Origin of the sequence: Psychrobacter sp. H8-1 (genome assembly GCF_904846575.1) — a bacterium.
GTDB lineage: Bacteria > Pseudomonadota > Gammaproteobacteria > Pseudomonadales > Moraxellaceae > Psychrobacter > Psychrobacter fulvigenes.
Window position 1 is genome coordinate 2,519,880 of the sequence record NZ_CAJHBG010000001.1, and the last position, 26,481, is coordinate 2,546,360.

Here is a 26,481-nt window from a genome sequence, read left to right on the forward strand (position 1 = left end):
TTACTTAAGATATAAATTATTAGCAGCAAGCTCAACAGCTACCTGACCCACATTGCCCGCACCTTGGGTGATGAGCATATCATTGGCTTTAAGTAACCGCTGCATAGTAGGGGCAAGGTTGTCTTTATCAATAATCGTCGGCTCAACTTCACCTCGCAGACGGATACTGCGTGCTAATGCTCTGGTATCTGCACCTGTAATCGGAGTTTCTCCTGCTGAGTATACATCCAACAATAATAGCTCATCGACGCTTGATAGTACCTCAACAAACTCATCAAAGCAGTCGCGGGTGCGGCTATAACGGTGCGGCTGAAACAGCATCACTAAACGGCGCTCAGGGAAGCTTTGGCGTGCCGCCTTAATGGTAGCGTCAACCTCTCTAGGGTGGTGACCATAATCATCAATCAGCAGTACATCGCCTTCGTCAACCGCGACAGGCGGGTGCTGCTCAAAGCGGCGACCTACCCCTTCAAATCTTTGTAGCGCTCGCTCAATTGCTTCGTCGTCCACACCTTCATCAGTGGCCATCGTGATAGCAGCCAGCGCATTATAGACATTATGAATGCCAGGAATATTTAAGGTCAGACGTAATGGCTCACGGTCGCGGCGCAGTACCGTAAAGTGAGTTTTGGTGCCTTCAACCACCACGTCTACGGCTTGCACATCATTAAAAGGCTCAAGCCCAAAAGTCAGCACTGGACGCCCGATATCATCAATCATCGCATACAGCTCAGGGTCGTCACCACACACTACGGCTAAACCATAAAATGGCATGTTTTGTAAAAACTGAATATAGGCTGCTTTTAATTTATCAAAGCTATTCTCATACGTTTCCATATGGTCTTGGTCGATATTGGTCACAATTGCCGCCATCGGGTGCAGAGATAAAAATGATGCGTCAGACTCATCTGCTTCAGCAATCAAAAAACGACTGCTACCGAGTGCGGCATTTTTGCCTGAGGCATTGAGCTTGCCGCCAATTACGTACGTTGGGTCAAGCTGTCCTTCTGCAAGCATGGTCGTCAACAAGCTGGTCGTTGTGGTTTTGCCATGGGCACCAGCCACCGCAATACCATGACGATAGCGCATCAACTCACCAAGCATATCAGCACGGCGTACCACTGGCAGACGCGCTTTGAGTGCTGCTGTAATCTCAGGGTTGCTACGATCGATGGCAGATGACACGACTATCACATCCGCATTAGAGATATTTTTGGAATCATGACCAATGAATATTTCGATACCAATATTCTGCAAACGCTTTGTCACAAGGCTTTCTGCTATATCTGACCCACTCACTTGGTAACCTTGATTACTCATAACCTCAGCAATACCACACATACCTGAACCACCGATTCCCACAAAGTGTAAATGCTGAATACGGCGCATCTCGGGTATTTCAATCAAGCGTTTAGGCAAAGCCTTAGTGATAGGAGTAACAGCTGAAGCAGTTGTGGACATAGGAGTTTCTCTTTATTTAGGGAGATAAATATGGGGGCTTTAATGAAAAATATCGTTAGTTATACAAACTAACGGTCAGCAAATTACTTGCTCTACAGTGACTGCCAAATGATATCAGCAACTTGCTGACTGGCATGACGGTTGGCAAGTGCATGGCCTTTTTGCGCCATTTCTAAGCAACGATGTCGATCAAGCGTTGTCAGCTCATCACTCAAACGCTTGGGCGTCAATGTCGACTGCGGTATCAAAATCGCCGCATCATGGGAGGTCAAAGTACGAGCATTAGCGGTTTGGTGATCATCCACTGCATGCGGCAAAGGCACAAAAATCGCAGCGATACCGACGTTTTGAATCTCGGTCACGGTCAATGCGCCTGCTCGGCAAACAATCATATCTGCCCAATTGTAAGCAGCCGCCATATCATCAATGAATGGCTGTACGCTGAACTCATGTTGGCTCAGCTGTTGTTCATCATAAGCTGCCTGTGTCGCTGCTTCATTATTGCGTCCACATTGATGACGCACTGCAAAAGGACGGTCTATTAAGGCAAGCGCCTTCGGTACAGTATCATTTAGAGCTTGTGCGCCAAGTGAGCCGCCAACTACTAGCAACTTCAAGGGTGAGCTGTCATTAACATCATAGCGCACACTCGGCTCAGCGACACCAGTGATCGCATTACGTACTGGATTACCGACCGTTTCGAGCTTAGCATCACCTTCACTGTTGGCAAAAGTATTCTCAAAAGCTTGCAACACTTTGGTCGCCATTTTGGCCAAATAGCGATTACTCATGCCAGCGATGGCGTTTTGTTCATGAATAATTAGAGGCGTGCCTGTAAGGCGAGCAGCAATACCGCCAGGCGCTGTGACATAGCCGCCAAAACCCACGACCATATCGATTTTATTACTACGAATAACTTTAATAGCTGCCATGGTGGCTGATAACAAGGTGAAAGGCAGTTTGAGCACTCGCCCTATCCCTTTTCCACGCAAGCCTTGCATTTCAATGGCATGAAAAGTATAGCCAGTCGGCTCGACCAAGCGATTTTCCATACCACTGGGCGTACCTAGCCAATGAATGACCGCACCACGTTGGGTTAGCTCTTCAGCTACCGCAAGCGCTGGGAATACATGCCCGCCAGTGCCTGCAGCCATCATTAATATATGCGGTGTCTTCATTAACCCCTGCCTTTCTTATCTTTACTGATGAGTATTAAATATATTAGTAGGCGCAGCTTACTATGAGCAGTGCTCTATGAACCGCTCCCTGTAAGCTGCTCTCTGTAAACAACCATATTCTAAAACCCGCATAGTATAGAGTAAATCACGCTGGTATATATAGTGTTTTTTCGGTTGAATAACGGCTTAAGTGACTGTATTGCCTAATAATAAAAATGTTTGCCAAAAAACAGACCACCATAACTTATAGGCTGTTTTATAAAACTATTTCTGCGCACAACGTGCTTCTACCGCCAGTATAAAATCTGTGGCAATATCTGTACCGCACTGGTCGTCAATTTCGCGTACACAGGTAGGACTCGTGACATTAATCTCAGTAATACGGCCACCGATTAAGTCCAAACCAACGAACATAAGGCCTTTTTCTTTCACGATTGGGGCGACTACTTCTGCCACTTGGCGCTCAATATCTGTCAATGGCATTGCAACACCGCTACCGCCTGCCGCCAGATTACCACGCGTCTCGCCTTTGACTGGAATACGAGCCAAGCTATAATCTACCACTGCCCCATCAACGATTAAGACACGTTTATCGCCTTCTTTGATTTCTGGTAAATAACGCTGCGCCATGATTGGTAAGGTTTCAAGCTCTGTTAAAACCTCCAGCGTGACTCCAATATTTGGGCTGTCAGCGGTCAGACGAAAGATGCCAGTCCCACCCATACCGTCGAGCGGCTTGACAATCACATCTTGTTGCTCGGCGATAAACTGACGAATATGTGCCTGTTTACTGGTCACAATCGTTGGGCTCATGTAGTCACTAAACCAAGTAGCAAATAGCTTTTCGTTACAGTCGCGAATCGCCTGTGGGTCATTGACCACTAGCACACCTGCCGCTTTGGCATGATCAAGCATGTAAGTTGAATAAAGAAAGCGCATGTCAAACGGTGGATCTTTACGCATTAAGATCACATCATAATCCGTGACTGGCCCTGTCTCTCTATCTGCGAGTGTATAAAAATCATTTGGATCACGCTTTACTGTGACTGGCTGCGTATCTACCATGAGCTGACCTCGATCCAGCCATAGGTCATGGATTTGACAGTAGCCGAGGGTATGACCACGATCTTGCGCTGACCACATCATTGCCAAGCTGGTATCTTTTTTATAGTTGACCTGTTCGATAGGATCCATGATGACGAGTATATTCAAAGACTTCTTATTTTCTGTTTGGCTCATAATAGAACTCACTTTTTATATTATTAATATATAGAACAGAGATAGGCAATGTGCTGCCAGTCTGCTCCCAAGTTATACGCCGTACTGCTCACGGTAATGCTGCATTTTTGCCAGCTGGGTCGCATCTTTATACTGACTGTTTTCATCTGCTAAATAGCCAATCAAATCGTCTATATCGACCAGCGCACGTACGGGCACTTTTAGAGTGGCGGCAAGCTCTTGAATAGCAGAATGAGCGCTTTGGCCTTTTTCTTTACGATCAAGCGCGACTATGATGCCAGCCACACTTGCACCTGCCTGCTCTAAAATATCGACCACTTCACGCATTGCGGTGCCAGCAGTGATGACATCATCGAGTACCCATACGGCCTTACCACTGACATCCGCACCGACTAAATTGCCACCTTCACCATGGGTTTTGGCTTCTTTACGGTTATAACCCCATTTGGCATTGATACCATGATGATGCCATAACGCTTGCGCTGTCGCTGCCACAAAAGGAATACCTTTGTATGCTGCGCCAAAGATAACCAACTCTTTAGCATTTGCAGCGTTATTCACACTGTCATTAGCAACCATTTGCTCCGCCAAAGCATCTGCATAACCACGCGCTAACAACGATAACATCTCACCCGTCGCCAGCAATCCTGCATTAAAAAAATATGGACTGACACGTCCAGACTTGAGGACAAACTCGCCAAACTTGAGCACTTCATTGTCTAAAGCCAGCTGTATAAAATCATGAGATGAAAATAATTGGTTTTGGGCAGGTTGAGCATCAGGCACTGGAGTATTGAGCATTATGGCATTCCTATCAGAAATATTAAGAATAAAAAATTTGCATTATTGTACGTATTATTGTTTAGCTTGACCAACCATTGATGTCGTAATCCTGCATATTGGGGTAGCGAGTCAATAGGCTAATACGCGATGATAGATTAAAATAGCACTCTCCATCGCTACGGACATGAATATCCCAACCTAAATGCACAGCAGCAACGATGATGTGCCCAGAAAACAGCCGAATCTGCCGATATTGATGACGCTGAGTAGGTGTAAGATATACTTGGCTCAGTAAATAACTGCGTAAATGCTGACAAATTTGCGCAGCGCTATAGCTGTGATTGATACTTTTACGAGTAGCGCATTGTTTTAGGGCATGCACGGCGACGCTACAGGCCATAATATCTGTCGCCAAACTGCCTGCGCCTGTCTCAAACTGCTGCGGCTGCAAGATGACTTGCCAATCATCCGCATACATACTATTTAGCAGCTCATCAGGGTTGTGACGTTTGGCCATTGTATGCAAGCTAAGTACTTTGTTGTTAGCACTGCTGTTAGCTGGTGCGACCTTATCTTTAACGCTTTTTTTGACCGCCTTTTTTGACAAATCACTATTTAGATCATCAAGTGCGCTAAAGCCATAGCGAGTCAACTTAGGGTATTGATTCATAGCGGCCTGAATGTCTGTCATATCCACTAAGCTCATCTGCTCTAGTGATGATAATAGGGACTGTGCGCTTTGGCTTTGATTATGATAAGGGCGATAAAAACTGTCCGGAAGATCAATAAGGTTTGCGGCACTAAGTAACGCCAAATGCTCTGCAAAAGGCTCTGATGCTACTAGCTGCCACTTTGACAACGTCTCTTCTCGCGGCTGATGAAAGCGCACAGACCTGCCATACAAACGACGTAACTGATTGTTGCCTCGGCGGGCAGGCTCTGGAATGTCTGTCAATGGTCTGGCTGGATCAAGCGGGGTCTGGCTAGGATCAAAATTGGGATGGACAATAGCAGGCTGGGTGCTATTAGCCATATTAGTTGAAGACTCAGATTTGTCTGTCACAGACTTACTCTGCCCTTGCAATGACTGAGCATGAGTGAAGCTATTATCAGAGGTAAACGACTGAGTCATGACATCTCCATAGACGAAATATTAAAAGATTATAAAATACAGATTAGTTGAGTGTAGTTAAAACAGCTATCTATAAAACTATTATAGCTGTCCTATATCAGGCCAACCCTTTAAGTCTACTTTTGCTGCTGTAAAATATCAGCATACCCTATTTGCCAGTCAGGATAACGCAGCCAAGCTAACGGAATATTGCTATGTAAGCGCTTCCCCGTAACTGCGGTTTTTTCGCTATCAATCTCGGGGGCAGCTGCACCGACCTGCTCGCTCAACCAAGTGCCAAGCTCAAGGGTGGTGACAGGCAAGTAGTCAGTGGCGATATAAAGGGGCTTCGGCGTCTCTATGGTCAGCACTTTGGTTATGATATTAACCAAATCACGATCCATGATACGGTTGCTCCAGTGGACAGCGGCGACGGGCTCTTTTTGTGGCTCGCGGGCTTTGCGTAGACGCATTAAGCGCTCACGCCCATAAATACCGCTCGGGCGAATGATAATTGCTTTATCACCAAAACCTTGCTGCAGTACTTGCTCTGCTTGCAATATTACCTTTGATGCTTCGCGCTCAGGAGTGATGGGCGTGGTATATTCATCAATCCACTCACCATTATCTTGCCCATAAACACCCGTCGATGAAATAAACACAATGCGCTCAAGGCGGGTCAGTTGCTCTGCAAACTGTGCCAAATGCTGGCTGATCGCCAAATAACTGTTGTTATAACCACTAGCTGAGTATTCATCAGGAGTAACGATAATAGCAATACTGCTAAAATCTTGCAGCTGTTCAGCGGTAAGCGTTAATGCATCAGCTTGTATAAACGTCACTTGAGCATCTAAAGCGTAATGGCTGCGGTCACTACGCGCAAGCCCAGTGACAGAAAGACCATCTTCAGCAAGCTGATTGGTGACGGGTAAGCCGATATCACCTTGACCAATAACCAGCCAATTTTTAATACTCATAATCTTTTACCCTTTTGGCACGGTGTTTAAAAAAGCACTTAGAAGTAATATTTAGACGCAATACTTAAAAACCATTTCTAAAAATAACGCATATAAGACAGTTTTACGTCATCATTTGCCTCAACACGATCCTGCCAATCGTAGCTGGCATTAATTCGTAGTGCTTGTTTTTTATCTATATCGTATTGCAGTCCAAACGTGCTGATCGGCTGCCAATAATGACTTTGAACGTCTGGCTGAGCGCTGCTGCCATGATACCAATATGGTAATTGCAATTCAGCTTGCGCACGTAAGCGATTGTTAATCTGATAGCGGCAACCAGCATTCACTCCTGCCCCAACGCGAAAGCCTTTATTAATACCGCGCCCGCCTTGCAGCGCACCTGTTGCAAAGGCATAGCACAGCTGCGGTGGCATCTCGCCTGTATTGGCAGTCGGCGTGCCAAAAACCCATGACTTACCATACTCAAAGGCGGTACTGGCAACCAAATGATCTCTACCTTGTGCTTGCGAGCCATCATCGACGCGGGTGGCTTCGACACTCGCGCCCCATGTATGGCCTTTCTTAGCAGAGTTGACAGGGTTGAAGGAGCGCCCACGAATTAACGTAAAGTTCTGCAAGACCACGCTTTTTGGCTGATTGGCTTTATCACTATCGGTATCATACAAGCGCAGAGTGGCAGCGACGCCTTCAAGATCTAGAAACTGCGGAAATCCTGCAGGACGATCAAGCGTACTATGGTAGCCTGCGCGTAGACCGAGGTCTATATAGCTATTATCTCCGCGCTGACCAACAGCGACATGTCCTCGTTGTAGCGGATGGCAATCGATGGGATTGTTATCTGAAACTACAATCTCAAGCGGCTCTAATCTTTTATTATCTGCCGATATGCTTGAGGCTAAGTTAACATCTTCTGATTTAATGGCATTTATGTCGTCTTTACTAAACGCTTGATAGCCTAGTTTTGCCGCGGCGTTTGCCTTGTTCAGCTGCGCTTGACGCAAGGTGCTGTCCGATGGTGTGTACAGAGTATTTGTCAGTAACTGTTCATCATCAAGCAGTTTGATCACATCAGAGGGTATAACCGCATAAGGCAGCTGACTCAATAAGCTCTGCTGCGGGCGCACCACATCAACGAGACGCAAAATCTCGGAAGCACAGTTATCGGTGGCGAAGTAATAAGGGATGTCTAGCTCCTTGGTCTCCCAGACATGCAGCATGATTTGCTGTACCTCGCTTGGGGTCAAATCCAATTGATACGTCCAAGTATCGCGCTCGTCCTTTTGTAAATAATTTGCCAGTCTTTCTGGATAAGGATCGATCTCGATACGGTTATCATAACCGCCGCTTGCTGCTTTGATGGCAAAAATCAGAAAATTATCATTAGGATTGCCATCGACTGTGTCATTAAGGGCATAGGCATGATGAATTTGACTAGGGTCAGCCACACTAGCCTTTGAGTCAATACGCAATAGTGTATGCGCAAAAGCAGAGATAGGGTTATCCAAGTACTCTTGACCAAACATAATAGATAACTGTTCAGGATCCAACATGGTTATCCACTCATCAAGCTCTGGGCAGTCAACCTGCAGACCTGTGTGATGAATCCCCAAAGTCTCAACCAACCAATTTACTCGCGCTGGAAAACGGCACAGCACTGAGCTATTATCTGCTGGTTTTTTGCTGACAGCAGGTAGCGTAAGCTGCTGAGAAAGTGCGACCAATATGGCATCCAGCTCTGCTGCTGAGTCCTGTTGACCATTGTTTGCAAAAAAGAATGTTGGATCGTCAATCAGACTTTTATTTTTGCCTTTGGTAAAGATGTTTTTATTATCATCAAGAAAATACAACAGGCGTCGCCATGTTGTATGCTGCGCTAAATTGTCTGTTTGTACTTGTTTGCGCCATTCTGCCAGCAGTTGCTCAGCAGCAGTACTTTGAATGTTTTGCGTCTCATTGCTAACATTACTCGCAACATTCACAGTGTTCCCAACAAGCGCCGTATTGCCCAGTTCAGTTGTTATATTTTCATTAGTATCCATTACAGCAAAAGGAATAGGCAGTACTGCCTGCGCTGATAGACTCAATAATGAGCCTACAACGGCGCTTGCAATGGCAGAGTGCGGCGGTAAACGGACATGAAGGCCACTTACCCACAATGGTTTTTTAAACATGAGTGAAAATCTCTTTTTTAAATTCACAACAGCTCTATGACTGCTCAATTGGGTTTACACCAGAATATTATATGCGTGTGAAATACTCGCTCAACTCGCCCAAATAAAGTCTATGATGGAGCTCATTTAAGAGTGCTATTGAGAATTTCTACTTAAAGACACTGTTTACAATAGCGCGGTATGATAAAAGATCATAGTGATATCAAAATCCGTTATCATCTTCTTCAACATAAGCCAATCCAGTGTAATAATAACAGAGAATACTATGTCATCTGCACCACAAACATCATCACAGACTCCAATGACTATAAATGACGGTCTACTGTCCGCTGCCACTTGGCTGGCTTCGCCGAACTTCAATACCAGACCTGCAGATACCAGCATTGACACCATTGTCATTCATAACATCAGCTTACCACCCAATGAGTTTGGCGCGTGCAGCGCGGATGGTCTGCATTATGTAAAGGCGTTATTCACCAATCAGCTAGACTGGGAGGCACACCCTTATTTTCAGACCATTGAAGGCGCTGAAGTTTCCGCACACTTACTGATCGAACGCGACGGCACTATTACTCAGTTTGTAAACTTTCATGAGCGTGCGTGGCATGCCGGTAGATCTGCCTATCTTGGGCGACCTGAATGCAATGATTATAGCATTGGCATCGAGCTTGAAGGGTCAGACTTTGTACCCTTTGCTGCGGCTCAATATGACTCGCTCGTACAAGTTATCACTGCGATATACGACGCCTACCCCAGAACGCGCCGACACCTGACTGGGCATAGTGATATCGCCCCAGGTCGTAAGACTGATCCTGGTGATTATCTTGAGTGGACTCGGCTGCGTGAGATGCTCTCTAAGAACCTTACCTAATAATACCTGAAGGCAGCTTTTGGCCTTTCCACAATCAATTCATTTACCCGCATACTGAAAGTGCTATAATCCGTCAGTTTTTTGACATTATTAAGTTAACAAATATATCCGCAGACAAATAAGCAAATAGGTTCTCATGGCAAAAAGTCGTTTATTTCGCTCCACAATGATAGTCAGCAGCATGACCATGCTATCGCGTATCTTAGGTTTGGTACGTGATGTGGTGTTGTTAAGTGTGTTTGGCGCAGGCGGACTCATGGACGCCTTTTTGGTCGCCTTTAAGATACCTAACTTTTTGCGGCGTCTATTTGCGGAAGGCGCTTTTAGTCAAGCTTTCGTTCCTGTACTGTCTGAGTATAAAGAAAAATACAGCTTACAACAGGTACAGATACTGGTCAGTCGCACCTCTGGAGCGCTGTTGCTGGTTTTATCCATGCTGACGGTGGTCGTCATTTTGATCGCGCCTTGGGTAGTGACTTTATTTGCCCCAGGATTTGCCAACCAACCCGATAAATTTGCCATCACTGCTGAGCTGCTGCGTCTGACCTTCCCTTATTTGTTATTCATCTCCATGACCGCGTTTGCCAGCGGCATCCTGCAAAGCTATGGACGCTTTGCCGCGCCGGCCTTTGCCCCAGTACTGCTCAACCTGTGTATGATTGGCGGTGCTCTGATATTTGCACCTATGTTCGATACGCCGATTATGGCGCTTGGTTATGCCGTCGCTATCGCAGGTCTACTGCAGTTCTTGATACAATTGCCGCAATTATGGCAACAAAAACTGCTGGTCGCACCCAAGGTCGACTTTGGCCACGAAGGGGTTAAGCGCATTCTAAAGCTGATGCTACCCGCTATCTTCGGTGTCTCTGTCACTCAGATTAACCTACTGCTTAACACGATATTTGCCTCACTGATGATTGGCGGTTCCGTCTCTTGGCTCTATGCGGCTGAGCGTATGAGCGAGCTGCCATTAGGGCTAATCGGTGTAGCGATTGGTACGGTTATTTTGCCAAGCTTGTCAAAAAGCGAAGCGCAAAAAGATGACGTGAGCTTTAAAAAGACCATCGATTGGGCAGCCAGATTGATTATTTTGGTGGGCGTGCCAGCATCAGCGGCGCTATTTATCCTCTCTGACGTCCTGATGCAGGCACTGTTTTTACGTGGTGAGTTTTCATTACGTGATGCAGAGATGAGTGGCTTGGCACTGCGTAGTATGGCTGGCGGCATCTTAGGATTTATGCTGATTAAAATATTCGCTCCAGCCTTCTTTGCACGGCAAGACACCAGAACACCGGTCAAAATTGGTATCGTATCTGTGTTTGCCAATATGATTTTTAGTGTGATTTTTATTGGAATATTTTACCTGCTTGAGATGCCATTGCATGGTGGCTTGGCTCTAGCGACCACAGGAGCCGCATTTGTGAACGCGGGTTTATTATATTACTTCTTACACAAACGCGGGATATTCCGCTTTGGCAGTCACTGGAAAAAGCTTTTTGCACAGTTTTTGCTGGCGACAAGCGCTATGACGGGCGTACTTTATGTCATGCTGCCCTACTTCCCAACCGATGATGCCCAGTGGCGACGTATCATTGCTTTGCTCATCATGTGTGCGGTTGGCGCCTTGGTGTATGGTGTGGTGTTACTGGCTTCAGGGTTCCGCCCGCGTCAGCTCAGACATGGATAAATAAACGAGTCCAATAAGGCATAAACTTACTAAACCAAAACAAGCCTATCATGAGAATTGACAGTCAACGATACTGATAATTGTCATAATTGTTTATAAATGAGTCATTAATTGATAAATGAGTTTTGAGGTTTGATATGATAAATAAACAGGTAAAGTCCCAACGCCTACCCATTATTTTTGCTGCTGGTGTCCTGAGCAGCGGACTGCTACTGAGCGCTTGTAGCAATAACGATAATATAGAGACAGAAGCCACTGTCGAAACAAATAATGCGGCAGCTGTGGTTGAAGATTCAGAAAATGACGCAGCTGCTCAAGTAGAAACATTAGATGACGATGCTGCTGGAGATGCGCAGATAGCAGATGCTACTGATACTGATACTGATACCGACTTAGAAAATATAGAGAACGAAACCACCATTACCAGTGATAATATAAACCCTATGACAAGCACTGATAAGCAGCCCAGTCTAGTCACCAACCCCACCCAAGCTGGCACGCCAGAAGATACTGTTAAGCAGGCTTTAGATAGTTTGTATTATGGCGACGCGAAAAAGTCCGCCTCTTACTACGAAGTAGATATGGCAAACTTTGAGCAAGAGCTTGCCAACACTCAATCTGCTTTTCAACAAACGGTCGACGCCGTGACCATCACGGATACTACCTATAATGACGATAAAACGCGTGCCACCATTACAGGTGAGTTGATGCTAAAAGGTCAAAGCGCGCCTGCACCTTTGACTTATGAGTTACAAAAGATAGACGGCAAGTGGAAAATCTTGGGTTAAAGCGTCTCGCTGTTGTTGTCGCTATCGTCTGATGCCACCGCCAAACCCAGCATCACGACATCCGCGATAAAGCCCTGCATATCACAGACTTTCGGCATATATCCCCACTGCTCGAAGCCAAGCTTATAAAACAGTCCTAAGCTTGGCTGATTATGTGCAAAAATAAGCGCGACAACATTCTGAATACCTAGACTTGGCGCTTGCGTCAGCATCCAGCGGGTTAATAAGCTACCCAATCCTTGTCCATGATACTCTTGATGCAGATAAATACTGATCTCAGTGCTGATGTGATAAGCCGTACGCGCATATAAATCACTAAAACTGCCCCATGCCACCACAGTTGGCGATTTGCTCGTCGTGTTTTCGCTGCTTGCAAGCGTTTTGACCACATAGATGGGGCGCGTTTGGCTGTTCAGATGCTCAGCAAACCAAGCCGCACGTTCATCGATGGTCACCACTGCCAAGTTGGCTGTTGCCTGCTTGCCAGGTATGCTTTGATTGTAAATCTCTAATACGGTTGGCAGGTCTTCTATACTGGCTCGCTGCACTATGAACTGATCGCTCAGCCTAGCTATCGATAATGTGGGCGCTATACAACTGAGGTCAGACATAGAATTCCCTGATGAATAATGAAGAGTTGCTACTAAGTGCTCATGAGGCACTGATAATGGTGTCAGTGCCGCTATTTTACTTTATAATGGCAAGTTTTGAACACACCTCCAGTCAGAAAAGTCGAAAATCGATACAAAGCGACCGAGCGCAGATTGTACAAATAGTACATCTTGGGCGGTTAAGATTGTAGCGACTCAACACTTTTTTGACCATAGTTTTACTATGGATGTGTTTTTATCTATTACCTGACCCTATGACAGCTGCAAACTTATGAACACCTACTTTCTTGAGCAACTGATGGCGTTACCAAACGCTATGCAGGCAAACACTAGCCCCATAGTATTAGCACCCTGTGTGCTGACTATTGGTAACTTCGATGGCGTACATTTAGGTCATCAAGCAATGCTTGCTCAAGTACGCAAGTTGGCAAATGAGCGTAAGCTTGGCTCAGCAGTGATGATCTTTGAGCCGCAGCCACGTGAGTTTTTTTCACCAGAGACTGCTCCTGCACGCCTGACCAATTTGGCAGAAAAACAAGCCTTACTAGCGGAATATGGCGTCGAGACATTGATTGTTGCCAGCTTTGACGCTTCCTTTCGCGCACTCTCTGCACAAGCTTTCGCGGATATATTGATTCAACGTTTAAATGTGCAAGCGTTGGTTTTGGGTGATGATTTTCGTTTTGGTCATGACCGCACAGGTGACAGTCAGTTCTTACGTAACTACGGCTTACACGTAACCAACTTGCAAACGGTCACTGATGATAATGATACTGCAAAGCGTATTAGCTCTACTCGTGTTCGTGACCTACTACTGGCTGGTGACCTATGTGCAGCGAATGCTTTATTAGGTCGAGATTATACTATCTCTGGTATCGTGGTAGGTGGTGACAAAATTGGCCGTACCCTGGACTTTCCAACTGCCAATGTCGATCTGGCGCGGATCAAACCTGCCTTACATGGTATCTTTGCTGTCGATGTAGTGCTACTTGATGATGATAATCAAATAGTACCGAATGGGCTGGCGGCTCTAGCAGATAATGATGAGCAAAAAGGTCTAGCAGGCCTAAGACCCCATAGTCTGTTTGGCACTGCAAATATAGGCACTAGACCCTCTGTTGATAAAGCGCTTGAGTGGCGTTTAGAGGTACATTTTCCGCAGCTGCAAGCGAACCTTTACGATAAAAGATTACAGGTACGCTTTTTACACTTCTTGCATGGTGAGCGCCGCTACGAAAGCTTGGATGCGCTAAAGAGTGGCATCCAAAATGACATTACAGAACTGCTAGAGTGGCGGAAAGAGCAACTTAGCTGATAGCCATCATCAATCAAATAGCTTAACCGTGAAGCTCAACCAAAAAAACTCATAATCATCAGCATTATGGGTTTTTCACTTTATTTTTGCGTTGTCATCATTTCTGTATTGCTATGCGCTTGATGACAAATACCTGAGATTAAGCCTCTGGATGCATTCGCACATTCAGCTCATCAATAATCTCAACCCAAACGGCATCTCTCTTCCATTCTTCTTGTAAAAACATGCGCTGTTTCTCATTCCAAATATCAGAATCTTTTAATGACTCATCTCTTCCCAACTGGTTATTTTTGATAAAACTTTCAATGGCCTCATCTGAGCTATCAAGTCCTAACTGTGCAAATAAATCATTCATCGTATAATCTATATCACCTAACATTATCTCACTCCTTAAGTATTATTCGTTTATTTTTATGCGCTAGATCAATAGATATTCTGCATAATAATACCTACTGTCTAAACGTGTACCACAAGACCTATTGTAGCAATACTCATTTTAAAAGCTGTTATCCAACGTTATCAGTTATGTTAACAACAAAAAAGCCCTCACATAAAGGAGGGCTTCTTGTAATTATTACTCAGGTTTTAGCGATCTGTCTACTTACGGTAGTAGATGAGATACTGCATCACGCTCTTCACTCAGCTCTTGCTCAGTAGCGGCCATTTTCTCTTTTGAGAAATCTGAAGATACGTCTACGCCATCGACGATAGACCAGTCACCATTGCTACAAGTACATGGGAATGAGTAGATCAAACCTTCAGCGATACCATATTCGCCGTTTGAGTAAACACCCATTGATACCCAATCGTTTTCGTCAGATCCAAGTGCCCACGTACGCATGTGTGCGATGGCAGCGTTGGCAGCAGAAGCGGCAGATGAAGCACCGCGAGCTTTGATAATCGCTGCACCGCGCTGCTGTACTTCTGGGATATAAGTGTTTTCGTACCATTCGCGATCAACCAAATCTAGCGCTGGCTTACCATTTACGGTGCAAGCAGTCAGGTCTGGATACTGAGTTGATGAGTGGTTGCCCCAGATGGTCATGTTTTTGATGTCATTAACAGTGCTGTCAGTCTTTTCAGCCAACTGTGCCATAGCACGGTTATGATCTAAACGAGTCATCGCAGTGAAGTTACGCGGATCAAGATCTGGTGCGTTACGCTGAGCGATAAGGGCGTTGGTGTTGGCAGGGTTACCCACGACCAATACTTTTACATCACGGCTTGCCACATCATTAAGGGCTTTACCTTGTGCTGAGAAAATCGCAGCGTTGGCTTCTAGCAAGTCTTTGCGTTCCATACCTGGGCCACGTGGACGTGCACCAACCAATAATGCATAGTCAATATCTTTGAATGCAACATTAGCATCATCAGTTTGAACCACACCTGCCAATAAAGGGAATGCACAATCTTCTAGTTCCATAACGACACCTTTTAGAGCATCGAGAGCTGGAGTGATTTCAAGTAATTGCAAGATAACTGGCTGATCTTTTCCTAGCATCTCACCAGATGCAATACGAAATAACATAGCATAGCTGATATTACCAGCAGCACCAGTCACGGCAACGCGTAAAGGCTGTTTCATAGACATAGAATATTCCCTAATTGATTATTAGATATTGGCCATTAGATAATGTACTCACCATTGTTTTAGCGCCAGCATTCTAGCTTTGAACTCAAAAAATGGTAGATGACATTCACCGAGGGCTAGTGTATCACTTCATTTAGTGAATCGTCTAGATAGAATATAACGATGATAGGCGTTTATATTGTTACATTTTATGCTGACAAAAGTTCAGTGCGTATGCAATATAACGCTGATAAGGTACGGTGACGTTAGGTATCTTGAAGATTACTTTCGACCTGAAATGATGAAGTTCTTACCACAGCTGTTGACCACATTATGACAGCTACCGAACTGACTGCCTTCATAACAGATATGAATATCGGTCAATATCGACTGCCGGCGGCTACCATCCTGACAGATTAAATCGATACCATCAGCAGACATACCACTGTTTAGCCGAGTCATTTGGCTGATAAAACGGGACTTGGAGACCGTGTAGCTATTACCAGTATTCAACTCACTGGGCAGTTTTAACTGACCAGCAAGATTGACGATTTGTCGAAAATAACTGCTGGCACTAAGCGGACTACAAGCACCATAGTGTTGCCATGCCTGGCTACGAACACTGCTGTCTGGCATGATACGGTTGACGACTTTTAATTGCAGTGGACTGAGTCTTGGCTCACTACCTCGGCCGCAGCGCTCACCGTATCCAAGATCAAGGCCTGACACGGTTAATGAATAACCCTCTAAACATTGGCGCATGCGAGTACGTGATGGTTGCAAGCTGCACAGTGCTGGCGTCATTTCGACCATTAATACCCGCTGTCCTGTCTTAGACGCACTGGCTGCTTGTGCTGGCAGTGACATCATTCCTTGTACAACCGCTAACCCTATAATGGTAGATAATGTATGACGATTATATTTATTGCCTGAATGGCTATCTGAATGCACGCTTTGTGTTATCAATTCGTTTGGTGGTGATTTTTGTTGTACTTCTTTTTGCGTGGTTTTTTTTGATACACAATTTTTGTTTGGTGATCGAGCTCTTAACCTTGCAAAATTTAATACGTGTCGTATACGTGCCTGAACAGACGGCTGCTGTTCAGCTGTTTTCTGCATAAGCATGTCGGTATCGAGTTTTTTCATAAGAAAAAGATATTAAGCCTTTATCAATCATCAACGACAATATTTAAATCGTCTAATAGTTACATTATCCAGTACAGCCCTTCAATCGAGGCTACACAGATTAAGCTGGCACAACTTATACAATATGGGTGGGAAAATAGTGTGGGCGAAAAATAGTTTGAAATCAGCATATATAAAAACATATAAACACTGCAGCGACAAACTCAGAATGCAACCCGCACGTATATAAATACAATGGTAGCAAATACCCTTTTTTAATCCATAGCAGAATCGTAGGCTTCACGTAAAAACTGCCTTGATATGTGCAAAAAAATAGGTTGATACAAGCTTGCTTTTCTGTTTTTTATACAGGATGTTCTCTGTGCCTAGAAAAATATAGATTATTAACGACCAATAACAATCAAACCATAAAAAAAGCCATTAATCATATATGATTAATGGCTTTTTATTACAGTATGTTTTTCTTTCAGCAACAGTCGCTTTGATGCTTTATCTCAGCATCTATATCCGTGAAAGCTTAAAAGGCAGCTGGGACAGTCCCCATACGCTGACTGATCGGTTGGTTACGACCTAATAGGCTACTATAAATAGTGGCGTTTTCCATGACATGCTTGGCATAGTTACGAGTTTCTGGAAAAGGAATCGATTCGACATACTGATCTGCTGCAAGCGACCCATAGACTGGCTGCCAGCGTTTGGCGTTATTGGGGCCCGCGTTATAACCAGCGGTTGCCAATACTGGCTGATAATTAAGCTTGCCCATGATGTCGCTCATATACCAAGTACCGTAGCGGATGTTGGTATCGCCACTATTGGCGCGGCTAGCACTATAAGACTCGCCTAAGTTGCGTGCAATATACTTGGCGGTATCTGGCATGATCTGCATAAGACCACTTGCACCGACATTTGAGCGCGCTGAGGTCACAAAGCGGCTTTCTTGGCGCATGATGCCGTATGCCCACGCTGGATCAATACCTGCTGACTGACTATAACGCACTACTGCACTTTGATGCGGCATCGGATGCGATAATGCTAAATTATGCACTCTTTCCGTATTATCAACGGCGTAAATAGCACGGTCTAGCCAGCCCATATCATAAGCTTGACGAGCGGCAGCGACCATTAACGCATCATCGTGATTGTCACGTGCTTGCTTCACCGCCCAGTTCCATTCACGGTTGGCATAGGCACGGCTCGCATCAGCATTATATAGGGCAAACGCACGGGCAAAATGCGGATCTTGCATAGCACGGGCACGATCGCTACTACTGACATTAGGTAAGTTGCCACCGCCCATACTACTGACATCGAAACGTTGACCGACTTTATCTTTTGCCATTAGTCCATAGTATTCGTTGCTTTTGGCCAGATGTTGGTACATCTTTTTGGCAGTATTGCGCTTATTAGCATCGCTCGATTGCTCATAAGCACGCGCTAGCCAATATTGCCACTGATTGGTTCGTTGAATCTCGGCATCCATCTGTGAGATAGCTTCGACCACATCATCCCAACGACTGAAACGAATAGCAGCCATAGCGTAATATTCTGCTTCCTCAAAGCTAAAATCATCATCTAAACTCTGGCGAAACCAATCGACAGCTTCAGAGTTAAAGCCATCATCGGTATTGTGATTCATACGCTGAACGCCAAGGATGCGGTAGGCATATCGGCGCGTCTCGTCATTTAACAATCTTGCTGAGCGCTGATTGTCCTGCTTGATATCGAAATCCAATTGCAGCGCAGCCTCACGATAAGATTTGTTGGCAAGACGCCCCATCGCATATAAATATAAATATTGATTGGTTGTACTTGCAGGCTCGCGTCCAAAACGGCTAAAGAACGATGATTGATTAAGCTGTATTTCACTTAATTTAGAATAAGGAATTGGCGTACCAAGACGTGAAGACAGCGCCATGATGTCGCCAGTCTTACCTGCGCGCAGCATACGCTTAAGGCGAGCTACACGGTCTTGATTACTGATAAGCGCATTGTTGTTCATCTCCATGGCCAATTGATCACACAGTGCTGGCTGCTTTTTCGCCGTCAGCCAAACGTCTGATTTGGCTGCCATCGCACGCATGGGATCGCCCCCATTATTGAAGCCAAGCGCAATGGCACAGCGTTCACTGGCATCAGGGTTGGTGATCAGGTTCGCCACCTGTCGTACTGACGCATAATCGTTTGATGCCGCTTTGGTCTCAGCAAAGTCAGCCACCAGCTTTTCTGCCATCACTGTTCCTGGATATTGACGCACAAACTGCGATACGGCTGCTGAGCTTTGCGAATTCAAGTCTAAATTCATGCGCCAATATGTTGGATACATGGCAAACAGTCCACCACTCATCAGCTGCTCATAGTTGAATAACGCGCTGACATCACCCCGATCTGCGGCTATCGCAGCGGCAGTGAAATGATCCACACTATTATCCTGTTGATAGCTACCGCTTTGCTGTGTGCTACTGCCATCGCCCCAAGTCAGATCGGCACAAGCCACTTGTGACAACCCCAGTGCGCTCATCGCTGTCGCCAGACTTAACGCACCAAAACGCAAGGTGCTTGCATTTAAACGCGCCATACCTTTTCGGCCAGACTCCTGTAGCGAGCTGTTGGCATCTTTAGAAGTGTCATTATGTTTGCGAAAGCCAACTGGCTGCTTTGTCATATTTACTCTCTTTATTTTCTTCAATTGTCTTAGTGATCAGGTAATATAGCGCTCATCATACTATATTGTTTTGACTTTCAACCAGTATCCTTACCATTTATCAATAAATACGATAGCCCTGTGTAACACAAAGGTGATATAAGCATAAACTCTAGGTACTGGTTAAATATATACTAAGGCAGTATAAGCAATTGATAGTATTATAAATAATCTGTCATGATTATAGCCAATAGTATACGCTTACTTTTCACATTGGCAGATGGTTATGATAAAATACGCCACCTATAGTCAGTCCGAAATAAAGTAAATACAGTTATGCTAACGTGCTACTGATACAAATTTTCCTCGCTTGCTGTGTGACTGTGTCACTCCAGAGGCTTCATAAAATTTATCCCAGTAATATTGTATTCTTTTTAAAGTGTATTGACGATATTAATGGCTTGCCGCCGCTATCTACTGTTTGATAATCATGGACTAATCCTTATGAGTGTTTCTGTATTTAATCCCCGCATCAATGACGCCGTGGATAGTGCGCCTGATGTCACTGCACTCGTAGAGCCAAACCCAGTGCAAACATCTACTGCGCATAAAAAAGTCTTTATCACCACTCAAGGCTGTCAGATGAACGTTTATGACTCTGACAAAATGCTTGATGTGCTTGGTGACTCGCATGGCATGGTAGTCACTCATGACATCGATGAAGCCGATGTGCTATTGATGAATACTTGCTCTATCCGTGAAAAAGCTCAAGAAAAAGTGTTTTCAGAATTGGGCCGCTGGCGCAAGCTGAAAGAAAAACGTCCTGACCTCGTCATCGGCGTCGGTGGCTGCGTGGCCTCACAAGAAGGCGATAATATCCAAAAACGCGCCCCCTACGTCGACATGATATTTGGCCCGCAAACCTTACATCGCCTGCCAGAGCTCTACGACCAATCTAGTGAACAGCGTGACATCGCACCTAAGAACCGTATTGGTACGGTTGACGTCTCCTTTCCCAGTATCGAAAAATTTGACTTCTTACCCGAGCCAAAAGTCGACGGTTATAAAGCCTTTGTGTCTATCATGGAAGGCTGCTCAAAATACTGCTCGTTTTGCGTGGTGCCTTATACCCGCGGTGAAGAGTTGTCTCGTCCTCTCGATGATGTATTGGCAGAGATTGATAGCCTAGCAGCGCAAGGCGTTCGTGAAATTAACCTATTGGGTCAAAACGTCAATGGCTATCGCGGCGAAAAAGACGATGGCAGTATTTGCCGTTTTGCCGAGCTATTGCACTATGTCTCGCATGTCGATGGCGTTGAGCGTATTCGCTATACCACCAGCCATCCGTTAGAGTTCACCGATGATATCATTGACGCTTATGCGCAGTTGCCAGAGCTGGTTTCGCACTTACATCTACCAGTGCAAAGCGGCTCTAATGCGATATTAGCTGCGATGAAACGCAACCACACTATTGATGTCTATATCGATCAGATTAATAAGCTAAAAGCCATTCGCCCTGATATTTATTTATCGAGTGACTTTATCATTGGCTTCCCAGGTGAGACCGATGAAGACTTTCAAGCGACATTAAACTTGGCAAAAGAGCTGAACTTTGACCACTCGTACAGCTTTATTTACTCCAAACGTCCGGGCACACCAGCAGCAGAATTGCCCGATGATGTGAGCTTTGCCACCAAAAAAGCACGCTTGGCTGAATTTCAAAAGGTCATTATCGATTCAACGCTTGCCAAAACTCATGAAATGGTCGGCACCACGACACGGGTATTGGTCGAACAAATTGCCGACCGTCATCCAGACTGCTTGATTGGTACCGCGGATAATACACGCACAGTAATGTTCCCTTATGACGCTGAGAAAATGGCGGAGCTATTAGGTAAAATCGTCAGCGTCCGTGTGACCGACTTTGTCAGCCCGCATATGGTGAAGGGTGAGCTTGAGGAAGTGCTGGCTTAAATCAATTTTCATAATATGATTTTAGATAAGAAAAGCCGTTTGCTATGGCTAGTGAACGGCTTTTTTATCACTAGAAGTTACTTTCTACGGTGTATCTACGCCAAATAAGCACTAACCCATCAAATTCAAACCCTTGTAGCAAAGAGGATTTCAAAATAATAATAAGTATGAGAAAGAAAAACGAAATTCTTCTATAAAGGCTTATTTTTATAGCTATCTCATTGCCTTTCTAATTGTACTTATCCTTGGTAAGGGTTCACCTTTGTTATCAGGTGTTATATTATCTGCCTTTGCAATCCTTTTTATCTTGTCTGCTGTGCCATTTTTGCATGCATGGTAAATGCTATGCGCGTTAGCTGTTCGCTATTGTTATTTATGGCGTCATTCTTTTCTCACTATCGTCTGCTCTTGTCTCTCTAACAAGTCCTGCTTGTATCTTAGCGAGATAGTCTAAGGCTTTACGGCTGCCATGTTCACTGGTACAAACAGGTGTTTTTAGCTCATAAACAATATGAGCGTGTCCGTTTGAAGGGTTTTGGCTTGTCCACCGTGGCGGTGGTAGGTATTCTTCTGCCCAACGCATTGCGCCATGCTTATGATCAATGTCTAAGCAAATGAAGTGGGTCATGCAAGGGGGGTTGTGCTGGATGTACCGCATTTTGACGGCAGTTTGCTTAGGACGAATGACAAGATTACCTAAATCATCGGTGCAATAGGGCTTATGGGGGAGTGTTTCGTATATTTCCGGTAGTATTAACATCACGCACACTTGTGTTGGTGCGCCTGCTGATATAAAATGACCGTTCGAATATGGTGGGTTTTATATCTGCTGACACAGATTAAAATTCATCTAACCCCCGATGCGGGAGTTTCCTAAAAACTGTGTAACTGCTTATAATCCCCTAACAGGAGAATAAGCAATGACTACCCAATCTGACATTAAAAAACTGGCCGAGCAAATGGCTGGTAGCATGAACAGCTTTGATGACATCAAAGACTTTCAAAAGCAGCTCATGCAATCCTTTATCGATACTGCCTTAGAGGCTGAGATGGAAGACCATCTCGGCTACCCCAAGCATGAGAAAGCAGATAAACCAAACAAGCGCAACGGACACACTAAAAAGACCGTCCGCAGTGATACAGGCGATCTTGAAATCTCTACCCCAAGAGACCGTGATAGCAGCTTTGAGCCTGTACTCGTTAGTAAGCATCAAACCCGTATCTCAGGTCTCGATGATAAAATCATATTCCTTTACGCCAAGGGTCAAACCACCACTGAGATCGTAGAGAGCATTAAAGAGCTCTACGATGTCGACATCTCAAGCTCTCTTGTCTCAAGAGTCACCGATAACATATTAGAGGACATCACTGCTTGGCAGAACCGGCCGCTGAGCAGTGTTTATCCTATCGTCTATCTAGACTGCATCGTCGTGAAGATACGTCAAGACAAGCAGATCATCAACAAAGCCATTTACTTAGCCCTAGGCGTTAACCTTAACGGTAAAAAAGAGCTGCTTGGTATGTGGCTCTCAGAGAATGAAGGCGCTAAGTTCTGGCTAGGTGTTCTTACCGAGCTTCAAAACCGTGGCGTACAAGACATCTTAATCGCTTGTGTTGACGGTCTAAAGGGCTTCCCTGATGCCATTAACACCGTCTATCCAAAGGCACAGGTTCAGCTGTGTATCGTACACATGGTGCGTTACTCAATGAAGTTCGTACCGTGGACGGATAAAAAGGCCGTAGCGGCTGATTTAAAAGCCATCTACGGCGCTGATACCCTTGAGATGGCAGAGGCCAATCTTGAGCACTTTGATGAGGTGTGGGGCGAAAGTTATCCGCATGTGGTCAAGTCTTGGCGCAATAACTGGGAGGGCTTAACGGTGTTCTTTAATTATCCTAAAGACATTAGAAAAGCGATTTATACTACTAATGCGATAGAGTCGCTAAACAGCGTGATTCGGACAGCAGTGAATAAGCGTAAGGTGTTCCCATCTGATCAAGCTGCATTTAAAGTGGTGTACTTAGCAACTCAGCAGGCATCCAAAAAGTGGTCGATGCCGATTCGTAACTGGACGTCTGCTTTAAATCGCTTTATGATTATGTTTGATGACCGTATTAGTAAGCATTTAATCTAAATGGCAGTTACACAGAATCTGGGATGGTCTCCCCGATGCCTGCAAGCATTGGGGGTTACTCGTTTCTAGCACTTGAGTTTACGCTTTCCTTACCTCTGCGTCAAACAACAATTTCTTCTCAAAGTCATGCCATTTGTGGCTTACATCGCTCTCAAAAGTTGTACCTACGTCACTGTTAGGACAAGACTGCTTGAGGCATTGTTTTCCATAAACGTTGATCTAGAAATAAAAACCACTTAATACTCAGCACCCTATCTTTAGTTCAAAAATCGGTAGTTATCACATCCAGCTTGATCACCGTCATCACAGGTTTTACCAAATATTTCTTTAGCTTTAGCTTTGTTTTGACGAACTCCATTGCCCTTTAAGTACATGCGACCAACATTATTTTGTCCATCAACATTCCCTTGCTTGGCTGACTTCTGAAACCACTCAAGTGCTTTTTTATGATTTTGTCGTAAGCCAAGTCCACTGCTATACATATAACCTAGGTTATTTTGCGCATCTGCGTTTCCTTGTTCAGCAGCTTTCTGATACCACGTAACTGCCTTTTTATAATCCTTACCTGCGCCATAAGTCCCATAACCTTTTTGATATGTTAAACCAAGACTATATTGAGCTTTAGCACTCCCTTGATGAGCTGCTCTCTCCCACCATTCAATCCCCTTTTTATAATCCCTAGTAGTTCCATAGCCATTAAAATACATCCCTCCAAGATCGTATTGAGCGTCCACATTCCCTTGATAAGCTGATTTTTCCCACCATTCAAATGCCTTTTTATAATCTTTAACACTCCCAAAGCCACCGAAATACTCTGCTCCAAAAAAATATTGAGCTCTAGCATCACCTCGCTTTGCTTTGGCTTCGAATGGACTTTTAGACTTCGTACCTTTAGCCAGATCTGTAGAAAACTTCTTTAAACCTGCCCTAGCTTTAGCAACTTCTACCTCATCTTGAGCAATTTCTATACCTACTGCAGCTTGAGCTGCTTTTATATCTGCCTCAGCTTGAGCTATAGCTTGGGCTGCAGCTGTTGTTGGCGAACGAAGAAATACTGGCACAGGCTCAGATATTCGTTCTGACGCAATCTTATATGGATACGCACTTTCACCATTGCTGTACATAGCCTCAAGATTGTATTGGGACCTAGGATGGCCTTGGTTAGCTGCCAGTTTAAACCACTCAATGGCCTTAGCATTATCCTTTTTAACCCCTTCGCCCTTGTAGTACATAACTCCAAGATTGTATTGAGCAGACGCATTGCCTTGGTTGGCTAATCTTTTATTTTCGTTAAAATCAGTGGCCATTGCTGAGACAGACAACATCGCTGCTGCTAAAAAGAGGGTTAGTTTACGTATTAAAGAGGTCTTAAAAAATGCCATGGCGAATCTCTACTAATTGGTTTTTGGGATTTACACTTGTGCACTTTTAATATGATAGCAGACATATTTTAGAGCGTTCGGCTCGGTGACTTTTTACCCCTAAAACCATTTACCATAATCTACCTTTGTGCGAACAATAGGGGTCTTTAACTCATTTTTATTCTTGCTATTTTCTTTCATGAGATCAAAATTACAATGTAGTCTATCAATCAAAAAAACTGCCGAATAATCTAAACCCTACCTTTCATTTAATATTCGATATTTATCACAGCTATTTTGTGACCCATTGTCACAAGCTTTACCAAACCACTGAAGTGCTTTGTCATAATCTTCATGCACTCCTTCACCTTTTACATACATCATTCCAAGGTTGTATGCAGAACTAACATCGCCTTGGTTTGCAGCTTCTTCATACCACTTAATTACCTTAAGATAGTCTTTACGTAGACCTGTGCCTTCGTCTTTACGTAGATGTTGGCCTTCGTCAAGTGGTCCTGTACCTTCGCCATAAAGATAAACATAGTCTAAAATCGCAGACTTCAACTTTCTTTTTTTAGCTTGTTCTTCAAGCAAATCGCTTGCCTTGAATCCATTTCTTTCTACGCCTCGACCTGCAGCGTACATAAATGCCATATTTTCTTGAGCTCCAACATCACCTTGGTTCGCAGCTTTTTCATACCACTCAATTGCTTGGCCATAATCTTCATGCACTCCTTCACCTTTTTCATACATCACTCCAAGGAGGAATTGATAACTAACATCGCCTTGGTTCGCAGCTTTTTCATACAATTCAAACACCTTGGTATAATCCTGCCTTACCCCTAAACCTTCTTTATACATCGATGCAAGGCCACTAATAAGACCTTGGTTGGCAGCTTGTTCATACCATTTAAACGCCTTGGTATAATCGGTTTCCACGCCTTGCCCATTTTTGTACATATCTCCAACCCTGTCCTGAGCATGAGCATGCTCTTGTTTAGCAGCCTTTTCATACCACTTAAACGCCTTGGTATAATCGGTTTCCACTCCGCGATGATAATAATACATCACTCCAAGATTATATTGAGCATCAGCAAGACCTTGTTTAGCAGCCTTTTCATACCATTTAAACGCCTTGGTATAATCCTTTTCCACACCGTGACCATACTCATACATCATTCCCAAATTGTATTGATCCCCAGCGTCACCTTGTTTAGCTAATTCCTGCATCTCTTTAAATATACTCGTAGCTGTACCTTGAGTTTTCTGACAACCTGTAAGAATGATGGCTGTTAGCGTAAAGCTCAAAATAATGAAAATTAATTTAGATTTATTGAGAGTCAAATCTTTGTACTCCTGATACCGTTTATAAAAATGGATTAGCTCAAATAACTACATCTTCATTAGAAACTGATATGAATATACTTAACACTTGCTGATACGAAAGATGCAAAAACAT

At 44.5% G+C, this 26,481-nt stretch carries 21 protein-coding genes; 6 read left to right on the top strand and 15 right to left on the bottom strand.

The annotated features are described in order from the left end of the window. The 7 genes from murC to JMY01_RS10385 all read right to left on the bottom strand — a co-directional run bounded on the left by murC (position 1) and on the right by JMY01_RS10385 (position 8,923). Positions 1 to 1,461, bottom strand: a complete 1,461-nt coding sequence (gene murC / locus JMY01_RS10355; RefSeq protein WP_201575557.1) for a UDP-N-acetylmuramate--L-alanine ligase — start codon at positions 1,459 to 1,461, stop codon at positions 1 to 3. 92 nt (positions 1,462 to 1,553) lie between these two features. Next, positions 1,554 to 2,639, bottom strand: a complete 1,086-nt coding sequence (murG, locus tag JMY01_RS10360) for an undecaprenyldiphospho-muramoylpentapeptide beta-N-acetylglucosaminyltransferase (RefSeq protein WP_201575559.1) — start codon at positions 2,637 to 2,639, stop codon at positions 1,554 to 1,556. Positions 2,640 to 2,903: 264 nt separating this feature from the next. Further along, positions 2,904 to 3,878 carry a glutathione synthase gene (gene gshB / locus JMY01_RS10365; protein ID WP_201575561.1) on the bottom strand — a complete coding sequence of 325 codons (975 nt, stop codon included), beginning with the start codon at positions 3,876 to 3,878 and terminating at the stop codon, positions 2,904 to 2,906. Positions 3,879 to 3,950: 72 nt separating this feature from the next. Then, positions 3,951 to 4,679: an orotate phosphoribosyltransferase gene (pyrE, locus tag JMY01_RS10370; protein WP_227677852.1), complete on the bottom strand. Its 729-nt coding sequence runs from the start codon at positions 4,677 to 4,679 to the stop codon at positions 3,951 to 3,953. A 61-nt stretch (positions 4,680 to 4,740) separates the two neighbouring features. Continuing rightward, positions 4,741 to 5,793 carry a hypothetical protein gene (locus JMY01_RS10375; protein ID WP_201575563.1) on the bottom strand — a complete coding sequence of 351 codons (1,053 nt, stop codon included), beginning with the start codon at positions 5,791 to 5,793 and terminating at the stop codon, positions 4,741 to 4,743. A gap of 116 nt (positions 5,794 to 5,909) precedes the next feature. Continuing rightward, entirely contained in the window at positions 5,910 to 6,749 is an 840-nt protein-coding gene (locus tag JMY01_RS10380; RefSeq protein WP_201575565.1) for an SDR family oxidoreductase, read from the bottom strand. 77 nt (positions 6,750 to 6,826) lie between these two features. After that, positions 6,827 to 8,923, bottom strand: coding sequence for a DUF4105 domain-containing protein (locus tag JMY01_RS10385; RefSeq protein ID WP_201575566.1), 2,097 nt, complete (start codon positions 8,921 to 8,923; stop codon positions 6,827 to 6,829). A 265-nt stretch (positions 8,924 to 9,188) separates the two neighbouring features. Here JMY01_RS10385 and ampD point away from each other — a divergent pair, with 265 nt between their 5' ends. The 3 genes from ampD to JMY01_RS10400 all read left to right on the top strand — a co-directional run bounded on the left by ampD (position 9,189) and on the right by JMY01_RS10400 (position 12,269). Next, complete coding sequence (gene ampD / locus JMY01_RS10390) at positions 9,189 to 9,794, top strand: 1,6-anhydro-N-acetylmuramyl-L-alanine amidase AmpD (RefSeq protein WP_201575567.1); 606 nt, start codon at positions 9,189 to 9,191, stop codon at positions 9,792 to 9,794. A gap of 136 nt (positions 9,795 to 9,930) precedes the next feature. Then, positions 9,931 to 11,481: a murein biosynthesis integral membrane protein MurJ gene (gene murJ / locus JMY01_RS10395; RefSeq protein ID WP_201575568.1), complete on the top strand. Its 1,551-nt coding sequence runs from the start codon at positions 9,931 to 9,933 to the stop codon at positions 11,479 to 11,481. 137 nt (positions 11,482 to 11,618) lie between these two features. Next, on the top strand, positions 11,619 to 12,269 hold the full coding sequence (locus JMY01_RS10400; protein ID WP_201575569.1) for a hypothetical protein: 651 nt from the start codon (positions 11,619 to 11,621) through the stop codon (positions 12,267 to 12,269). On the opposite strand, the gene JMY01_RS10405 is transcribed toward JMY01_RS10400, so the two are convergent. Beyond that, on the bottom strand, positions 12,266 to 12,880 hold the full coding sequence (locus tag JMY01_RS10405; protein WP_201575570.1) for a GNAT family N-acetyltransferase: 615 nt from the start codon (positions 12,878 to 12,880) through the stop codon (positions 12,266 to 12,268). The genes JMY01_RS10400 and JMY01_RS10405 overlap by 4 nt on opposite strands. A 271-nt stretch (positions 12,881 to 13,151) precedes the next feature. Between JMY01_RS10405 and ribF the strand changes: the two genes are divergently transcribed. Beyond that, on the top strand, positions 13,152 to 14,195 hold the full coding sequence (ribF, locus tag JMY01_RS10410) for a bifunctional riboflavin kinase/FAD synthetase (protein ID WP_201575571.1): 1,044 nt from the start codon (positions 13,152 to 13,154) through the stop codon (positions 14,193 to 14,195). A 139-nt stretch (positions 14,196 to 14,334) separates the two neighbouring features. Here the strand turns inward: ribF and JMY01_RS10415 are convergent, their stop codons facing one another. The 4 genes from JMY01_RS10415 to JMY01_RS10430 form a co-directional block, all read right to left on the bottom strand. After that, on the bottom strand, positions 14,335 to 14,574 hold the full coding sequence (locus JMY01_RS10415; protein WP_201575573.1) for a DUF2789 family protein: 240 nt from the start codon (positions 14,572 to 14,574) through the stop codon (positions 14,335 to 14,337). A gap of 222 nt (positions 14,575 to 14,796) precedes the next feature. Further along, entirely contained in the window at positions 14,797 to 15,786 is a 990-nt protein-coding gene (locus tag JMY01_RS10420) for a malate dehydrogenase (protein ID WP_201575575.1), read from the bottom strand. 261 nt (positions 15,787 to 16,047) lie between these two features. Continuing rightward, positions 16,048 to 16,884 (bottom strand): ribonuclease T2, encoded by an 837-nt coding sequence (locus JMY01_RS10425; RefSeq protein ID WP_227677854.1) that lies wholly within the window; start codon positions 16,882 to 16,884, stop codon positions 16,048 to 16,050. A 544-nt stretch (positions 16,885 to 17,428) separates the two neighbouring features. Beyond that, complete coding sequence (locus tag JMY01_RS10430; protein ID WP_201577530.1) at positions 17,429 to 19,486, bottom strand: lytic transglycosylase domain-containing protein; 2,058 nt, start codon at positions 19,484 to 19,486, stop codon at positions 17,429 to 17,431. Between the two features lie 570 nt (positions 19,487 to 20,056). Here JMY01_RS10430 and miaB point away from each other — a divergent pair. After that, on the top strand, positions 20,057 to 21,526 hold the full coding sequence (gene miaB / locus JMY01_RS10435; RefSeq protein ID WP_201575576.1) for a tRNA (N6-isopentenyl adenosine(37)-C2)-methylthiotransferase MiaB: 1,470 nt from the start codon (positions 20,057 to 20,059) through the stop codon (positions 21,524 to 21,526). 373 nt (positions 21,527 to 21,899) lie between these two features. Here the strand turns inward: miaB and JMY01_RS10440 are convergent, their stop codons facing one another. Next, complete coding sequence (locus JMY01_RS10440; protein WP_227677856.1) at positions 21,900 to 22,286, bottom strand: replication initiation protein; 387 nt, start codon at positions 22,284 to 22,286, stop codon at positions 21,900 to 21,902. A gap of 160 nt (positions 22,287 to 22,446) precedes the next feature. Here JMY01_RS10440 and JMY01_RS10445 point away from each other — a divergent pair, with 160 nt between their 5' ends. Next, on the top strand, positions 22,447 to 23,661 hold the full coding sequence (locus JMY01_RS10445) for an IS256 family transposase (protein WP_201575578.1): 1,215 nt from the start codon (positions 22,447 to 22,449) through the stop codon (positions 23,659 to 23,661). 257 nt (positions 23,662 to 23,918) lie between these two features. Here the strand turns inward: JMY01_RS10445 and JMY01_RS10450 are convergent, their stop codons facing one another. Beyond that, the gene (locus tag JMY01_RS10450; protein ID WP_201575580.1) at positions 23,919 to 25,043 is read right to left on the bottom strand and encodes an SEL1-like repeat protein; all 1,125 of its coding nucleotides are present in this window, start codon (positions 25,041 to 25,043) and stop codon (positions 23,919 to 23,921) included. A 237-nt stretch (positions 25,044 to 25,280) separates the two neighbouring features. Next, the gene (locus JMY01_RS10455; protein ID WP_201575581.1) at positions 25,281 to 26,366 is read right to left on the bottom strand and encodes an SEL1-like repeat protein; all 1,086 of its coding nucleotides are present in this window, start codon (positions 26,364 to 26,366) and stop codon (positions 25,281 to 25,283) included. Between the last annotated feature and the right edge of the window lie 115 nt (positions 26,367 to 26,481).

What these genes read in the sequence shown, in the direction of transcription:
- murC (WP_201575557.1), bottom strand. Translation starts at nt 1,461, where the DNA reads ATGTCCACAACTGCTTCAGCTGTTACTCCTATCACTAAGGCTTTGCCT.
- murG (WP_201575559.1), bottom strand. Translation starts at nt 2,639, where the DNA reads ATGAAGACACCGCATATATTAATGATGGCTGCAGGCACTGGCGGGCAT.
- gshB (WP_201575561.1), bottom strand. Translation starts at nt 3,878, where the DNA reads ATGAGCCAAACAGAAAATAAGAAGTCTTTGAATATACTCGTCATCATG.
- pyrE (WP_227677852.1), bottom strand. Translation starts at nt 4,679, where the DNA reads ATGCTCAATACTCCAGTGCCTGATGCTCAACCTGCCCAAAACCAATTA.
- JMY01_RS10375 (WP_201575563.1), bottom strand. Translation starts at nt 5,793, where the DNA reads ATGACTCAGTCGTTTACCTCTGATAATAGCTTCACTCATGCTCAGTCA.
- JMY01_RS10380 (WP_201575565.1), bottom strand. Translation starts at nt 6,749, where the DNA reads ATGAGTATTAAAAATTGGCTGGTTATTGGTCAAGGTGATATCGGCTTA.
- JMY01_RS10385 (WP_201575566.1), bottom strand. Translation starts at nt 8,923, where the DNA reads ATGTTTAAAAAACCATTGTGGGTAAGTGGCCTTCATGTCCGTTTACCG.
- ampD (WP_201575567.1), top strand. Translation starts at nt 9,189, where the DNA reads ATGTCATCTGCACCACAAACATCATCACAGACTCCAATGACTATAAAT.
- murJ (WP_201575568.1), top strand. Translation starts at nt 9,931, where the DNA reads ATGGCAAAAAGTCGTTTATTTCGCTCCACAATGATAGTCAGCAGCATG.
- JMY01_RS10400 (WP_201575569.1), top strand. Translation starts at nt 11,619, where the DNA reads ATGATAAATAAACAGGTAAAGTCCCAACGCCTACCCATTATTTTTGCT.
- JMY01_RS10405 (WP_201575570.1), bottom strand. Translation starts at nt 12,880, where the DNA reads ATGTCTGACCTCAGTTGTATAGCGCCCACATTATCGATAGCTAGGCTG.
- ribF (WP_201575571.1), top strand. Translation starts at nt 13,152, where the DNA reads ATGAACACCTACTTTCTTGAGCAACTGATGGCGTTACCAAACGCTATG.
- JMY01_RS10415 (WP_201575573.1), bottom strand. Translation starts at nt 14,574, where the DNA reads ATGTTAGGTGATATAGATTATACGATGAATGATTTATTTGCACAGTTA.
- JMY01_RS10420 (WP_201575575.1), bottom strand. Translation starts at nt 15,786, where the DNA reads ATGTCTATGAAACAGCCTTTACGCGTTGCCGTGACTGGTGCTGCTGGT.
- JMY01_RS10425 (WP_227677854.1), bottom strand. Translation starts at nt 16,884, where the DNA reads ATGCAGAAAACAGCTGAACAGCAGCCGTCTGTTCAGGCACGTATACGA.
- JMY01_RS10430 (WP_201577530.1), bottom strand. Translation starts at nt 19,486, where the DNA reads ATGGCGCGTTTAAATGCAAGCACCTTGCGTTTTGGTGCGTTAAGTCTG.
- miaB (WP_201575576.1), top strand. Translation starts at nt 20,057, where the DNA reads ATGAGTGTTTCTGTATTTAATCCCCGCATCAATGACGCCGTGGATAGT.
- JMY01_RS10440 (WP_227677856.1), bottom strand. Translation starts at nt 22,286, where the DNA reads ATGTTAATACTACCGGAAATATACGAAACACTCCCCCATAAGCCCTAT.
- JMY01_RS10445 (WP_201575578.1), top strand. Translation starts at nt 22,447, where the DNA reads ATGACTACCCAATCTGACATTAAAAAACTGGCCGAGCAAATGGCTGGT.
- JMY01_RS10450 (WP_201575580.1), bottom strand. Translation starts at nt 25,043, where the DNA reads ATGGCATTTTTTAAGACCTCTTTAATACGTAAACTAACCCTCTTTTTA.